Below are 16,106 nucleotides of genomic sequence, written 5' to 3'. Positions count from 1 at the left end.
TGCGGTATATTCATACGTATCACATCGCCCCAAAGAGAAACTCATGTCGCGTTTATCCATCAAGCTGGCGCAGGAAATTGCCCGCCGTACTATGGCGCTGCTGCCGTACAACATTAATGTGATGGATGAGCATGGTGTGATTTTAGCCAGTGGGATTACCGAGCGGATAGGGCTGCGGCATGAAGGCGCAATGCTGGCGATTCAGCAAGGCCGCGTACTGGAAATCGACGCGGCGACGGCGGCGAACCTGCAAGGTGTACAGCCCGGTGTGAATTTGCCGCTGTATAGCCAAGGTGAAATTGTTGGCGTGATTGGTATTACTGGCGCGCCGGATATTGTGCGACCGATGGGCGAATTGGTGCGGATGAGCGCCGAAATGATGCTGGAACAAAAAGCCATGCTGCGCAGCATCGAGCGCGATGCACGTTTGTACGAAGACCTGGTGCAGCAGCTGATTCAGCGGCAGAGTATTTCGGATTTATCGCTGGCGCGCTGGGCCGAGCGGCTGGGCGTTGATCTCACGTTGCCGCGCGTGGCGCTGGTGATTCGCGCCAGCGGTAGCTTGCTCGACCAAGAAACTGGATTGAGCGCTTTGCAGCAATTGCAATATTTGCTCGCCGATTTTGGCTACGCGCCTTTGCTGGCTAGGCCGACGTTTGATGAGTTCGTTTTGCTCTTACCCGCGCTGGACGACCTCAACCGTTGGAGTCCTGCGGCGCAGCGCCGCCAGTTATTGCCCGCATTGCAAGTCTTACAAACTAAAACGCCGCTGCGTTTGCAAGCGGCTTTGGGGCATTATTTTGTGCAAGAAGGCGGGCTGGCGCTGTCGTATCAAACGGCGAGCGCCACTTTGCAGCAAGCGGTGGGCGACGATATTTTGCAGCTTTTTGATGATGAGCGTTTACCCGTGCTGCTCGCACCACTGGCGCAAGGCTGGCAAGCGCAATTGCTGTGCGCACCCGTCGAGCGGATCCGTGCCCAAGATAAAAAAGGCGTTTTTTTGCCCACATTAGCGTGTTGGTTTGCGCACGATTTGAATCTACAAGCCACCGCACAAGCGCTCAATATTCATCGTAATACGCTGGATTACCGGCTTGGTCGCATTGCTGAGCTGAGCAAAATGGATCTGAGCCGCTTGGAAGATCGGGTGCAAATTTATATCGCACTACAACTTCCGGCTTTATTACCGCACTAATTTGGGCATTTGCACAAAAATAGATGCAAATTATGTGGTTTATTCTGGATTTATGCCGAGGACTTGCAGCGACTTGCACGCCTAGAATGTAGTCACTGTTTTACGACTACATTCTGGAGAGCAAGATGGATCCAATTAGCACATTCGGTGCGATGGCGGCTTTGGCCGTTGCCATCGGCCTGATTTTGAAAAAAGTATCACCGACCTACGGCATGGTCGCGGGCGCTTTGATTGGCGGCTTGGTCGGCGGCGCAAGCCTGAGCGAAACCGTGACGATTATGATGGACGGCGCGCGCAATATTATTCCGGCCGTGCTGCGGATTATCGCCGCTGGTGTGTTGGCTGGGGTGTTGATCGAATCGGGCGGCGCGGCGCGCATTGCCGATACCATCGTCAAGAAAATGGGTGAAGTTCGCGCGCTGCTGGCCTTGGCTTTAGCAACGCTGATTTTGACTAGCGTTGGCGTTTTCATCGACGTGGCCGTGATTACCGTGGCACCGATTGCATTGATGATCGCCGAACGCGCCGGAATTTCGCGCTTTGCGGTGCTATTGGCGATGATCGGCGGTGGTAAAGCCGGTAATGTGATGTCGCCCAATCCCAACGCGATTGCCGCTGCGGATGCATTTCAGCAGCCACTAACGTCCGTCATGATGGCGGGGATTGTTCCCGGTCTGGTTGGCCTCGCCATTGCCTACTTGCTGGCGCGCCGCCTAACAAGCAAAGGCAGCATGATTTCGGCCGAAGAAGTCCACGATCATGGTAATGACAATCTGCCCAGCTTTGGCGCGGCAATGGTCGCACCGCTAGTGGCAATTGGTTTATTGTCACTGCGTCCTATCGCGGGTATTGCCATTGACCCCTTAATTGCATTGCCTTTGGGCGGTATACTAGGCTGTTTGGCGATGGGCAAGATTGCCAATATCAATGAATACAGCATCGCTGGCCTGCAACGCATGATGCCAGTCGCGATTATGCTGCTCGGCACCGGTACGCTGGCCGGGATTATCGCTAATTCTGAATTGAAAAATCTACTGATTCACGCCATCGGCGGCATGGGTTTGCCAGCGTATGTATTGGCACCCGTCGCTGGTATTTTGATGTCGATGGCCACCGCGTCAACGACGGCAGGTACCGCAGTCGCTTCGCAAGTGTTTGGCGCAACGTTGATGACCTTGGGCGTTCCGGCGCTGGGCTCGGCAGCGATGATCCATTCGGGTGCCACGGTGCTCGATCACTTGCCACACGGTAGTTTCTTCCACGCCACTGCGGGTGCTGTCGGCATGAATATGAATGAACGCCTAAAAATGATTCCCTACGAAACCGCAGTTGGCCTCGGTATTACGATTACCGCGACAGTTTTGTACGGCGTGATTGGTTTGGCTTAAGGAGCGCAAGATGAAAAAAATCGTAATTGCACCCGATTCGTTTAAAGAATCTTTAAGTGCCAAAGAAGTCGCCAGCATTATCGCCAGCGCATTTGAAAATATCTTGCCGCACGTCGAGCTAGTACAAGTGCCGATGGCCGATGGCGGCGAAGGCACGCTGGAAGCCTTGATCGACGCGACCAATGGCCAATTTCACACCGCCACCGTGCGTGGCCCATTGGGCGCGCCAGTGACGGCGCAATGGGGAATGCTAGGCGACGGCCGCACGGCGGTGATCGAAATGGCGTCCGCCAGTGGCCTCGCCTTGATCGCGGCCGATGCGCGCAATCCCTTGCTAACCAGCACCGAGGGCACGGGTGAATTAATCCGCGCTGCGCTCGATGCCGGCGCGAGAAAATTCATTCTGGCGATTGGCGGCTCGGCGACCAATGACGGCGGCAGCGGCATGCTGCGCGCGCTGGGCGTGCAGTTTTTGGATACTGCAAGTGCGCCGCTGGCGGCGGGTGGCGCAGCGCTGGCTGATTTGGCGAAGATTGATTTGAGCGGCTTTGATTCGCGCTTGCTGGAATGCGAATTTGAAGTGGCTTGTGATGTGGATAATCCATTGACCGGTGCGAAAGGCGCTTCGGCGATTTTTGGCCCACAAAAAGGCGCAACACCGGAGATGGTGAAGCAGTTGGATGCGGCATTAAGCAATTACGCGCGCATCATCCGGCAGCAACTGGGCAAAGACGTTGAACACATCGCCGGTGCTGGCGCGGCGGGCGGCATGGGCGCAGCGGCGTTGGCGTTTTTCTTCCGCTGCCGCTTGCGCCGAGGCGTTGATATCGTGCTCGACGCGACCGGATTGGCGCAGCATTTAAGCGATGCTGATTTGGTAATTACTGGCGAAGGTCGTTTGGATGGTCAAACGATTTTTGGCAAAACGCCGATAGGCGTAGCGCAACTGGCCAAGCAATTTGGCCTGCCAGTGATCGGCATCGGCGGCTGCTTGCGCGAAGATGTGGACGAGGTGTATGCGCATGGCATCGACGCAGTGTTTTCTTGCGTGCACAAAGCGATGTCGCTGCAAGAAGCATTGGGCGACGCACGCGAAAATTTACAACGCACTGCACGCAATGTAGCGAGCGTGATTCATTTGATGCGTTTGAAATAAGTTAATGTGAACGAATGTTTTATGGTTGGTATTACCATCTAGGTCATTATGAATAATGGCTAGATGGCAATACCTTGCTTTTTTCGATGTTCGGATTTGGTGTTGATAAAAAATTACTTCACTTTAAACGAAGGCTTCAATTTTCTACTCACCATGGTCGCGCTCATGCCGCGCGGCACTTACTTTTCTTGAACGGCCAAGAAAAGTAAGCAAAAGAAGGCCGCCCTAGTATCTGCGTCCGACTTCGTCGGATTCCCTCGCTGCGGACAATCGGCAAGGCGGCGGGCTTTAACAAAACAGAGCCCGCCGAAAGCCCCTTGCCGCTTGTTCCTCGCTCGGCTTGATACAAGGGATCTCGCGCAGTCCAACCATCGCGGCACAGCATCAACACCAAATCCGAACATAGCCATTTTATTATGGGTATTACCATCTAGGCCTTTATGAGTAATGGCTAGATGGTAATACCTTGCTTTTTTCGATGTTCGGATTTGGTGTTGATAAAAAATTACTTCACTTTAAACGAAGGCTTCAATTTTCTACTCACCATGGTCGCGCTCATGCCGCGCGGCACTTACTTTTCTTGAACGGCCAAGAAAAGTAAGCAAAAGAAGGCCGCCCTGTATCTGCGTCCGGCTTCGCCGGATGCCCTCGCTGCGGACAATCGGGTCGGTTGCGCTCAAAACTCGGTCGGCCTCAAAGGCAACAGCATCGGCCTCGCTCAAACATTGATCGCAAAAACCCCGACCCGCTTGTTCCTCGCTCGGCTTGATACAAGGGATCTCGCGCAGTCCAACCATCGCGGCACAGCATCAACACCAAATCCGAACATAGCCATTTTATTATGGGTATTACCATCTAGGCCTTTATGAGTAATGGCTAGATGGTAATACCTTGCTTTTATATTTTTTATTTAGATCGGCATTGAGGCCATTTTTGACGACTTCAATGCATTACGGCGAAACCACCCAAGCGCCATTGCGGTAAACGACTTCATCGTCAAACTGCACCGATTCGGTGATCGCAAACACGTCGATATGGTATTTGCCTTCACCGCGTTTGATATTCGGCTTGGCGTAAATACCGTGCTTCATACCAAGCGACAAATGAATCCCGCACATACGCTCATAAGTGCCAATATCGCTGACGGTGCGCGCAAAACTAAATGCGCGATTCATTCCCAAACCGAGTTCCCGCACCCATACCACGCCGCCTTCATCAGCGCGGATCATCGCCAGCATCTCATCAAATTCGGGCGTTGAATCGATGACGTCGATGATTTGGCTTTGGGCTATCACCAAGGTAATCGGTAGGCTAGGGCGGTTCACGCGGTAGCGCGTGTCGCCAAACACAAACACGCGAATTCGGCCATTCACCGCCGCAAAGTCCTGCGTTTCGGTAAACACTTCGCCGAGCGGAAATTGCCCGCCGACATTATTCATCTGGCTGTAATCGCCAATATTGAGCTTGGCCGATTCAAACGGCGCCGCGAAGTGCAGCACATTGCCCGCGCCACTATCGACCAAACCACGGCTGGCGCTATCGATTTTGGCTTTTAGCGCATGCCCAACGCCGCGATAATAGCAAGGATCATACGCCAGTGAATCGACATAAATCGGGACTTCCGCCCCCTGCATCCGCCCCAAATGCGGATGCTCGATCACTTTTAAACCACGCTTAAATAGCTCGACGCGAATCCGAAATGCTTCCAGCCGAAAGTTCGTCGATTGCACTAACACCACCAAATCTTTCGCGGCCAACGGCGCAAACGCCGCCAATACTTGCTCGGGCGTGCTGGCATCAAAATCAATGAAGTTCGCGTTCGGCAAAGCCAAGCGATAAGCCTCTGTCAACGTCGCCGCCAGCTCACAGCGCGTATCAAACACCACCACCGCCTGTTGCTCACCATCGATGTGTTCAAACGCAATCGTCAACACATCCCGCAAATGTGCCTGCGCCAGCGTGATGAGTTCTGGATTGGGAGGCGTTTCTAAGGTAGAGCAGGGTGACGACATGGTGATGACTCGATGACGGATTGGTTGGTAGGGTGTGAAACGCGCAGCGTTGCGCACCACGATATACACAAATGGTTAAAACAGTATCGTAGGTTGGGCTAAGCTTGCGCAGCCCAACGTTTACTGTGGATTCGCTTTTTCTTTGTACCTAAATAATCTCTTTCGATTGTTATGGGTATCTTTGTGGGGGCATTTATTGATATAGGCTTTGTTCGTATACTTATAACTCATGCACCAAACCACCTTGGGCTTGTTGCTACTCGAACGTTGGGCTGCGCAGGCTTAGCCCAACCTACGAACTTGGCTTATCTTGTTTACGATAAAACTCTATTTGGACTCTTCTTTAATTTGCACTGCTTTATCAAAATTTATTAAAGCTTTACTTCTCTCACGACAGCTTTGGTGTGTTGGATGCGAAAATGATGGAAAATCCCCCCCTACTCGGGCGTAGCCAATCATCATTGCGATTATCTTGCTGTCTTTAACTCGAACTATACTAGTTTCAGATCGAAAGATTAATGGATCGCTATCACGAATATTTTTGCTTTCAAAATTAACATAGAAAATTGTCTTCTCGTTTTTACCCGCAGGAATTGCAAACAAATCCCCACGCATCAATCCACCGTTTAGTGCATCATCACGACTAATTGTTACGTGCTCAAAGACCGTAGTTCCGCCATCTTTGTTGCACATTTTTTGCACTCTATTATCCCAATAAGCCTTTCTGCCCTCAAAAAAACCAAGTGTTAATAATAAAAGGGCAATTAATACTAAAGGGAAAAATAATAAATTTTTCATCGTTTTCATTAGACCCTCTGCCTTTAGCGGGTAGGGTGGAATAACTGAAAGGCATTCCACCAATTTGCTGCAAAAGTTGCAATACGCTAATGCTTATTGACACCCTACTTGGCTTTGAATGGTTTACCGCCGCATCCTAGCGTCCAGCTCCTCAACCTGCGCGCGCGCCCATGGTGTGCGGCGTAGGAAGGTGAGGCTGGATTTGATCGACGGTTCATTGGAAAAACACTTAATCGGAATCCGCAGTGCCAGTTCTTCCCAGCCGAAGTGATCGACTAAATCGGTGAGCATTTTTTCCAGCGTAATGCCGTGTTGTGGATCTGAGTTATACATCGTGTGGCCTTGCAATAGTGTTGCCGACTATTTTAAACCGTCTGTATTGAGGAGTGCCGAGTTTTCGAGTGCTTTGAAGCTTAGCGCTGGTGTTGGGCTGTGTTTAGATTGGGTATTGATAAAAAAAAGTGCATCGTTTGACTTGACACGTCAATTTTCTAATCGTCATGGTCGCGCTAATGCCGCGCGGCACTTACTTTTCTTGAACGGCCAAGAAAAGTAAGCAAAAGAAGGCCGCCCTAGTATCTGCGTCCGACTTCGTCGGATTCCCTCGCTGCGGACAATCGGCAAGGCGGCGGGCTTTAACAAAACAGAGCCCGCCGAAAGCCCCTTGCCGCTTGTTCCTCGCTCGGCTTGATACAAGGGATTTCGCGCAGCTCAACCATTGCGGCACAGCATCAACACTAAATCTGAATATCAGTAGATATCTATGGGTATATGTTTCTAGACCTTGCTATTAAATACCTGTATGGCAATACCCTTTTAAATTAAAAAAGCCCAGCAAATCTTGCTGGGCTTTTTGTCGTGTATCAGATCGGGATTAACCAAAAATCCCTTTCCACCATAAACGCATCGTGTCCCATGCGCGGCCGAAGATGTTGGCTTCTTCGATGGCGGCGACGGCGACGACGGGGCGCTCTGAAAGCACTTTACCTTCAAGCGTGATTTTCATCGTGCCGACCGTTTGGCCGACTTTGATCGGTGCAATCAAGGGTTGCTGGCTGGTGAGTTCAATTTTGATTTTCGCCGCGTCGCCTTTCGGTACGGTGATGTATTGATCGCTCAAAAAGCCGACGCCAACGTCATCGGCTTTGCCTTTCCAAACGGGTACGGTTTGCACTGCTTGTTTGGCTGCGTAAAGGCGCGGTGTTTCATAAAATTGCGCGCCCCAGTTAAGTAGTTTTGATGATTCAGTCGCGCGAACTTCTGGGCTGGTCGTGCCAACGACGACTGAAATCAAGCGGCGGTCGTCGCGTTTGCTGGAGGCAACGAGGTTGTAACCGGCGGATTGGGTGTGGCCGGTTTTCATGCCATCAACAAACGGGTCGCGATAGAGTAAGAGATTGCGGTTCGGTTGGCTGATATTGTTGTACTTGAATTCTTTGATTGAATAGATGTGATAGAACTCAGGAAAGTCGCTAATGATCGCGCTAGCAAGGCGGGATAAATCGCTGGTCGTGACGTGCATTGCTGGATCAGGCAGGCCGGTACTGTTGGTGAAGTGCGAGTCCTTCAGACCTAGGCGCTTGCCTTCTTTATTCATTAATTGCGCGAAAACTTCCTCAGAGCCGGCGATGGCTTCGGCGAGTGTGACGCAAGCATCGTTGCCGCTTTGTACGATGACGCCTTTGATCAGGTCATCGACAGAGGCCGGCACTTTCGGATCCAGATACATTCGCGAGCCTTCTTGGCGCCAGCCTTTTTCTGAGACTAGTAATGTCTGATCAAGCTTGAGTTTGCCTTCTTTAATGGCTTTAAACGTCAAGTAGGCGGTCATCAATTTGGTCAGTGATGCGGGCTCAACTTTCATATCTGGATCGCGCGCGGCAAGCACTTGGCCGCTTTGCTTATCGTATAAATAGTACGATTTAGCGGCAATTTCTGGTACGGGCGCGACAAAAGCGTGGGCGATACTGCTGCTAAAAAGGGTGGCAATCAGACTAGCGGTAATGGCAATGCGTGGCATAGTGGCGGCTTTTACGAGATGTGAGCAAAAAGTGGGGCAATTATACGGCTAATTCATGGGCATAGACGCGCATCTGGCGGCTTTGTTCCGCAATGCGGGAGTAAATCTTCCGCCTTGACAGTCGTTGATTTAAAAAACACGCAAAACATTTATTAGTTCGTCATTTCGACGGTGCTCCGCATACCTAAAGGCAAGGCTGGAATCCCGCTGCAATGGTGATTTTAGCGCGGCTCGTCAATAGCAGCCTGCGTCGGTATGACGATGAGTGGGAGATTTCGGTATTGATCGTATTGATACGACGATGGCGCGCATATTTTGCGCGCCATCGTGTGGGTTTGATCTGGCGCCTGAGCGCGCCAGTCAATTCATCAGTTAATTCATATTGCGCTCACCGCGCCGCTCAATCAGTAAGGATAGCTTGGTGCTGTGCCGGCCAAATTAAGCCATTGCCCGCTAGAGACTTGGTTAAATTTGGCCGTTGCCAGCGCGTAAAACTCTTCGGGTAATACCGTCAATCCCAAATCGGCGACCGAATCGAGTGCAGTTTGGCTGACGGTGATGCCATACATCGCAAAAATCGTCCGTAAATCTTTGCCGATGATTTTCGAGCTAAGCACATACAGCAGGTCTGGATTGCTGATGGTGGTGTTATCAGTAAAACGTGACATCGCGTACTTATTTTTATTCGCCGAATCCCATGCCTTGCTGACTAAACGGTCGCCTTTGGTGAGCAGCGTAAAGTAATTCATCGTCGCTTCCATGCTCGGTTTCGCTTCGTTTTCGCGGTATTTGCTAAACAAAAATGCCAGTTGGAAATGCACCGCACGCATTGGATCTTGGCCTTTATCCATATCCCATAGCCGCGTTTGCATATCGAGTACTTTGGCGTTGCCCGTCAAATTAGTCGCGCGATTGGCGATCATCCTTTGATATAAACTAGGATGGTCGGTGGTATGGCCGGTGTCGATGCCGAGTAGTTTGTATTGGCGCATCATGTGCGCGCTGGCGAGGATATTGTTATCGCATTCGACGACGCAACCCTTGCCGTTAAACTCGATATGCATCACGCGCTGCACGGTGTTGTGGCCGAGTTCATGCGCGTGGCCCCAACCTGTGCCACCAATACCGGCAAAACCATCCGATGGATTGCCCGAGCACAAAAAGCCGCACTGGGCGATCCAGCCGACAAAATGCTGCACATTGGGCGCGCGGTGAATGGGCCCAGCGCAATCCCAGCCAAACTGCGTACAGAGCGTGGCGACATTGCTGCTCATTGGCATATTGTTGTAGCCATTGGCGATGTGGTTGGAGTCGAACAACATGCCTTTGATTTGGTCAACGATATACACTTTAGGGTCGAGATTACCCATCGCTTGATTGGCGTAAAAAATCGTTTGCTGAATTTCGCCGCCCACCAATTTGGCGGTTTGCCAGCCAAAATCTTTGCGTTTCATTGCGGCGACAGCGTCGCTAATCTCGGCGTCGCTTTGCGTTTTAGTAAAATCAAAATGCGAGTATTTTGCACCGCCACGGATTTTGAGCGTCACGCTTTTTCCCGCTGTTGCACCGCTGTAATTCAGATACAGCGGGCCACCAAATGGCGTAACAAAGACGATTTCGCCGCTGGCTTTGAGTGGAATTGCAAACGATTGCGGGCGACGCGGGCGTTTATAGCCTTCGCTGACATTGTCGGTGAGTGGATTGCCGTAGGCGCGCAGATGATTGGTTTGCACGCTGAGTTTGCTGGCTCCGCCATTGTCGACGATTTCGATATACAGCGGTTTGCCCGGAATCGCCGCGCGGCCAATGGCTGTGATACCTGCGGCTTGGGCGATGGTCACTTCGATGGTCTCAGCACTGCTACTGACCGGAATACTTTGCGCCGCCACCGGCATAAAATCGCCTTGCCCTGCGCTGGCAACGGTTGTGCTGGCACGATTGTAGGCGACCCAAGAATCGGATGCATAAGTGCGTAAAAATTCGGCAGGATTGGTGCTGCGATTGATTTTCCCGTATTGAATTGATGGGCGATACAGATCGGCCCAGAGAATCAATATGCGATGTAAATCCGTTGTTGGATCAGCAAAAATATCTGTGCCATTGCTTTGCAACGAGGCCAGCTCATTTTGAAACTGCGTAATGGCATTGCTGGAGCTGGTGTCGACGCTGAGATCTAGGCTCAAGTTTGGTGTATTCATTTGGCTCAGCGCTTTGACTAGCGCGCCCATTTGATCGCCACGTTGTAGGGATTCGGCGATAGTGCGGCTCGCGCCGACTGAAACACCTGCGGCGCTGGCAAAGTAATTGCCCGGATAGCCGCCCAAATCCATGCCGATGCCGTTGAGTACTTTGCGGCCGGTGGCCGATTCAGTCCAATTGGGGTGCATATAAATAATGGCTTTGCCGCTGGCTTGGTATTGGCGTACCAGCGCACTGAGATTCGGTGCGTCTTTGACATTATTACCAAAAACCAATACATCAGCGTCTTGCCAGCAGGTGTTGCTAGCGGCAGTCAGATCGCATGTGATTGCTTGCGGTGTTTTGCCGAGGCGGGTGATGAATTTACTCACTGTGGCGGCATCGTAGCCTGCGCTAGCAAATTTGAGTGTGCTCGGCAGCGGGCCAGTGGCTTTGCCCGTGACCACCCAATTAAAAGCGCGCGTGAATAGCGGTAAATGCTGGGTTTCTTTGGATTGATTCGCCATCCAATTGAGCACATCCGCGCCATAGGCCAGCGCACGGCCTTGGCCGTATTGTGAAATCGCCGCCATACCGCTGCCATCATCAGCGACGATGAAAGGGCTGGCCGATGTGGAGCTTAAGCGCTGGATTTCGTTGCTATTACTGGTGTGATTCAGCGTGAGATTCAGATTCGCATCGCCGTAAATATCCGCCAAAGCGCTGTTTTGTTGTTGCTGATAGCGAGTCGCCAATTCACCGGCGAGGCGTTGCAACGTAGGTAAATGCCCAGCATTCAATCCCTGCACGCTGCCCGTTTTTAAAGCTTGCACAATTGGGTCTGTCGTTGGCACTTCGGGCTTGAGTTCGGGATTGGTGATTTGATCGACTGTCGTATTCGTTGGCGGCGGATTATTCGGCGTGCTTGGATTATTCGGTGTGCCAGCGGGTGGAGTTGTGGGGCTGGATCCACCACCGCCACCACAGGCAGTGAGGCCGAGCAAAAGGCTGAGAATGACTGTGCGTTTCATTGATGCGCTCTCGTTAATATTGTTTTTATGAATACGGGATTCCCCATTTCTTGGGATTATATTGAATATCAGAAAAGACTGATATGATCCGGCGGCGCAAAAATATGACATTTACGTTTAGAACATGGAGGAGGGCGCGTGTCAGTACGAAATCAGGCCGCTGCACAGCTGCGCCATTTGCAGGGTTTATACCTGCGCTACCAGCATCATCCTGAACGGATTGCGCAATTTGAGCAGCTATTTGGGCTGCGCCGCGTGGCGGCCGATGAGGTCAGCGAACTTGCTGCTGAATCGGCTTTGCAATTGAGCGAGTTTTTATATGGCTTAGGCGATAGCCATGCAATGAGCTGGATCGCCAGCGAGCTAGATATGGCGGCGGGTGATGGCTTGGTGTATTACCTGCGCGCCGCCAATTCACTCGAAGTCGCAATCGACGAAATTGTGCGTTTAGCGCCGATGTTGTTTCCCGATGGCGAGATTCAATTTGTTCGCAAGCCGCACGATTGGCAATTGCGGCTGATTCCCCGTGTGAGTACTGATCGCATGGGCATGCTCTTGCGCTATGAAGCGATTTTGATTTGGTTGATGCGCGTCGTGAGCTATGTGCTGGGCGTTGCTGCACCGCCGGTGTCGATTCAGGTGATGACGCCTAAAACCGCATCAAACGAGTTCGATACCTTGTGCGCTGTGTCGGTGCGCTATGCGGCGGAGTGTTTTGGCCTCACGTGGCCCAATCACTATTTAGCCAGCAAATTGCCCGGCTCCAGTACGAATTTATATCTAGCGATTCAGCCGATGTTAAATCAGCGCTTGCAAGTATATTTGGTGCAAGACACTTTAACGCAAAAAGTGGGCCGGTATTTAACACCAACGGCGAATTTAGCCCATGCTGATTTGGCACAAACAGCCGCCGCCTTGGGGATGAGTAGCGCGATGCTGCGGCGGCAATTGAGCTTGGAAAACACCAGCTTTAGCCAGATTTTGCTGCAAATCAAACGCCGCACTGCGATTCAAGCTTTACTTAATACGAGCGCTCGTTTGGATGATGTGGCGCTACAAATTGGCTTTGCTGAGCGCAGTGCGTTTGAGCGGGCATTTGGGCAGTGGTTTGGTCTGTCACCGAGCCAGTTTCGGCGTGAGTTAGTGGCTTGTTTTCCGAATGCATTACGGGAAAGCAGCTTTGCCGCCGAGCGCTGGCCCAGCGCCGAGCTGCATTCGGCGGCGCTGGATGCGCTGCTGCTACAGTCGCAGCAAGAATCATTGCTACTGGCGCAGTTTATGCCGTATTGCTTGGACAATCCAAAACTCAGTGCCTTGCTCTTGCTGGAGTTAAATTTGCCAGACATAGCGTGTATCGAGGGTATTGCTCAGCAAGCCCTTCATCAACAAAGCCTGGCGTTGCATACCTATAAAAATTTATTATTGTCTTCGCGCGGCATTCAGCAGCGTGCCAGCCAGCGCAGCGATTGGCTGGCGGTACTCAGCGCCAATTTTGCCCGCGCGGTACTGGCTGAATATTCCTTGTCCCCATCCCCAAGCAATACGATGTTGTGGGCGGTTTTTTTGCATCGCTTGGCTGCACCTGCAAGCGAATTAGCGTTTGCAGTGCATTGTAGGCGCAGTGCTTTGCTGCTGATGGTGTGGGGCGTGAATGCCGATGTGGTGCGTTGCTTAAATCAATGGGCGAATCAGTCGTCACCAGAATCTAATTATCTCAGTGCCGCGCTGGCTTGGCTGGCCGCGATGTTGGCTGGCGATAGCGTGGCCGAGTGGCGTTTACCAGTTGATCGCTTGCAAGTCGAAGCCGAGTGGGCGGGGATTTGGCGGCGTTTGTGTGAGCGCTGGCACACACAAAACGCCGCACCGCTGGATTTTCTGGCACTAATGGCCATGCCCGATTAAAGCGTAAATTCACCACTGCCAATTTGCACCACGCGGCCACTGACGTGAATGTCTTGCTCTGCATCAACGTGCAATTGCAAGCGCGCAATGCGTTGGATGCCGTGGCCTTGTTCCATCGTCAGTGCAAACGGCGTTGGCGTATTTTCCGCCAGTAGCCAGCCGCCCAAATTGGCGCAGGCCGAGCCGGTACCGAAATCTTCTGCTGCTTGGCCGTACTGATCCCAAAAATAGCGCGCAACTATCGTTTCACTGCCGTCCATCTGAGTTTGTCGCGCCCACACCAGCGCGCCGCTGAGTCCTGCTTGATTCTGCGCGACACGCGTAAATTGGGTGATGTCGATATTGCAACTGGCAACGGCAGCAGCGTCAGCGAGCGGGACGATGAGTTGCTCAGTGCCGCAATTGACAAAGCGTGGTGTGCCTATGATCTGGCTAGCAGAAATTCCTAGCGCCGCCGCGAGTTCAGCCACTTCTGGGCCTGCGCGGTAGCTCGGCGGATTGGCCGTGAGCGTGATTTGTTCACCCGCACAGCGCACGGGAATCAAGCCCGCTTGCATTTTCAGCGTCAATTGAGCCCGTCCATTGGCAATCACAAACGCCGTCCCCAAGGTGGGATGACCCGCAAACGGCATCTCGTACGAGGGCGTAAAAATCCGCACATGGGCATCGGCTTCATCGCTCTTCGTCACAAAGGTGATCTCGGATAAATTCATTTGCTGGCCAAGCGCCGCCATTTCTGTGGGGCTGATGGCGCTGGCATCGCTAAACACTGCCAAAGGATTGCCAGAAAAAAGCGCTTCAGTGGCAAAAACATTGACTAATTGGTAGTGAACTTTTTTCATTTTATTTCCTTGGGTATATACAGCTAAGCATTATTTATTAATGGATAGGTGGCAATACTGCCTAATTTAGTGTTTGCTAGCGAATGTAATCAAATGGTGTGCGATTTTGCTTTTGTGTTTGCACCTCGAATCAATCCACTGTAGGCCACGCAGGGCTTGTATAATATTGGGCTTCGCCGCTTTGGCAAAATCAATGGCAATATTAATTACCCCATGATTCGTAAATTTATCGGCAAGGTGCTACGGCGCCCGGGCAAGCGTGTTATTCACGCCAAGCATTATGGCATTCGCCGCGATCAACTGCATTCAGGTGCATTGAAAGTCTGTGATCGTCTGCAAGCTGCGGGTTACGAGGCGTATATTGTGGGCGGCGCGATCCGCGATTTATTGCTCGGCAAAGCGCCCAAAGATTTTGATGTGGCTACCAGCGCCACGCCGGAACAAGTGCGGCATATTTTTAACCGCTCGCGCATCATTGGCCGCCGATTCCGTATCGTGCACGTGCCGTTTTATGAGCGTGGCGGTGAAGAGATCATTGAAGTGACCACTTTCCGTGGCAGCGCAGAATCGCCGACCGATGCTTCGGGGCGGATTATTCGCGATAACGTCTACGGTACTATCGCTGAGGATGCCGATCGCCGCGATTTCACCGTGAATGCGCTGTATTACGATCCAAACTCTGAGGAAATTCTCGATTTCCATCACGGCATTGAAGACCTCGAAAAGCAACAGCTGGTGATGATCGGCGATCCAGTTAAACGCTATCACGAAGATCCAGTACGCATGCTGCGTGCGGCGCGCTTGTCGGCCAAGCTCGGTTTGGCGATTGCGCCCGATACGCGCAACCCAATTCGCGAACACGCGGCGCTACTTGAAAACATCCCAACAGCGCGTTTGTTTGATGAAATGATGAAGCTCTTGCTGTCGGGCAAGGCGTGGGCTTGTGTGCAAACCTTGCGTGAGCTGGGTCTGCATAAACCGCTGTTTCCGCTGCTGGATAAACTTTTATCGCAGCCGGATACGGCGAAGTTTTTGCAAAAAGCACTCGAAAATACCGATCAGCGTTTGGCTGAAGACAAACCGGTTTCGGCTGGATTTTTGTTTGCCGCCTTGCTGTGGCATGAAGTTGAATTGAATTGGCAAAAACGGATTGCCGCCGGTGAAGTGAAGACTCCAGCGCTGATTGATGCGATGAATGACGTGGAAAGCAAAGTGTGCAAACGCTTGGCGATTCCGAATCGCTACGGCGCAGCGATGAAAGAAATTTGGGCGATGCAACCGCGCTTTGAGCAACGCGTGGGCTTGCGGCCATTCCGCTTGTTTGAGCAACCGCGTTTCCGTGCCGCTTACGATTTTCTATTGCTGCGGGCTGAATGTGATTTGGTTGAGCCTGAATTGGCCGATTGGTGGACGAAATTTCAAGTTTGCGAAAGCACTGAGCGCATGGCAATGATAGAAGCTGCGGTGAAAAGTGGGGCGGGTGGCGCAAGCAGTGGTGAAGGCGTTGCTAAACGCCGCAAACGTAGTCGTCAGCGTAAACCCGCGTCAGTAAAGGCATCCTCTAAGACGTCTGAGGCGTAATTC

11 protein-coding genes are annotated in these 16,106 nt (G+C 52.0%); 5 read left to right on the top strand and 6 right to left on the bottom strand.

Annotated features, from left to right (window positions below):
• Positions 1–43 precede the first annotated feature (43 nt).
• The 3 genes from Q320_RS0113940 (at position 44) to Q320_RS0113930 (ending at position 3,739) form a co-directional block, all read left to right on the top strand.
• On the top strand, positions 44–1,195 hold the full coding sequence (locus tag Q320_RS0113940; RefSeq protein ID WP_027469512.1) for a sugar diacid recognition domain-containing protein: 1,152 nt from the start codon (positions 44–46) through the stop codon (positions 1,193–1,195).
• A gap of 125 nt (positions 1,196–1,320) precedes the next feature.
• On the top strand, positions 1,321–2,583 hold the full coding sequence (locus Q320_RS0113935) for a GntP family permease (protein ID WP_027469511.1): 1,263 nt from the start codon (positions 1,321–1,323) through the stop codon (positions 2,581–2,583).
• Positions 2,584–2,593: 10 nt separating this feature from the next.
• Positions 2,594–3,739: a glycerate kinase gene (locus Q320_RS0113930; RefSeq protein ID WP_027469510.1), complete on the top strand. Its 1,146-nt coding sequence runs from the start codon at positions 2,594–2,596 to the stop codon at positions 3,737–3,739.
• A gap of 950 nt (positions 3,740–4,689) precedes the next feature.
• Here Q320_RS0113930 and Q320_RS0113920 read toward each other — a convergent pair.
• The 5 genes from Q320_RS0113920 to Q320_RS0113900 all read right to left on the bottom strand — a co-directional run bounded on the left by Q320_RS0113920 (position 4,690) and on the right by Q320_RS0113900 (position 11,778).
• Complete coding sequence (locus tag Q320_RS0113920) at positions 4,690–5,751, bottom strand: M29 family metallopeptidase (RefSeq protein WP_035853771.1); 1,062 nt, start codon at positions 5,749–5,751, stop codon at positions 4,690–4,692.
• Between the two features lie 327 nt (positions 5,752–6,078).
• Complete coding sequence (locus tag Q320_RS0113915; RefSeq protein WP_027469507.1) at positions 6,079–6,558, bottom strand: hypothetical protein; 480 nt, start codon at positions 6,556–6,558, stop codon at positions 6,079–6,081.
• A gap of 114 nt (positions 6,559–6,672) precedes the next feature.
• Entirely contained in the window at positions 6,673–6,882 is a 210-nt protein-coding gene (locus Q320_RS0113910; protein WP_035853768.1) for a VF530 family protein, read from the bottom strand.
• Between the two features lie 541 nt (positions 6,883–7,423).
• Positions 7,424–8,569 (bottom strand): D-alanyl-D-alanine carboxypeptidase family protein, encoded by a 1,146-nt coding sequence (locus Q320_RS0113905; protein WP_027469505.1) that lies wholly within the window; start codon positions 8,567–8,569, stop codon positions 7,424–7,426.
• A gap of 404 nt (positions 8,570–8,973) precedes the next feature.
• Positions 8,974–11,778, bottom strand: coding sequence for an ImpA family metalloprotease (locus Q320_RS0113900; protein WP_035853765.1), 2,805 nt, complete (start codon positions 11,776–11,778; stop codon positions 8,974–8,976).
• Between the two features lie 138 nt (positions 11,779–11,916).
• Here Q320_RS0113900 and Q320_RS0113895 point away from each other — a divergent pair, with 138 nt between their 5' ends.
• Entirely contained in the window at positions 11,917–13,680 is a 1,764-nt protein-coding gene (locus Q320_RS0113895; protein WP_027469503.1) for a helix-turn-helix transcriptional regulator, read from the top strand.
• Here Q320_RS0113895 and Q320_RS0113890 read toward each other — a convergent pair.
• A complete protein-coding gene (locus tag Q320_RS0113890; protein ID WP_027469502.1) occupies positions 13,677–14,522 on the bottom strand; it encodes a PhzF family phenazine biosynthesis protein in 846 nt (281 codons plus the stop codon). The two genes, Q320_RS0113895 and Q320_RS0113890, sit on opposite strands and share 4 nt — an antisense overlap.
• A gap of 213 nt (positions 14,523–14,735) precedes the next feature.
• Here Q320_RS0113890 and pcnB point away from each other — a divergent pair, with 213 nt between their 5' ends.
• Positions 14,736–16,103, top strand: coding sequence for a polynucleotide adenylyltransferase PcnB (gene pcnB, locus Q320_RS0113885; protein WP_027469501.1), 1,368 nt, complete (start codon positions 14,736–14,738; stop codon positions 16,101–16,103).
• Positions 16,104–16,106 lie beyond the last annotated feature (3 nt).

It is taken from the genome of Deefgea rivuli DSM 18356 (genome assembly GCF_000620145.1).
GTDB lineage: Bacteria > Pseudomonadota > Gammaproteobacteria > Burkholderiales > Chitinibacteraceae > Deefgea > Deefgea rivuli.
This window is presented reverse-complemented; position numbering and strand designations above follow the sequence as displayed.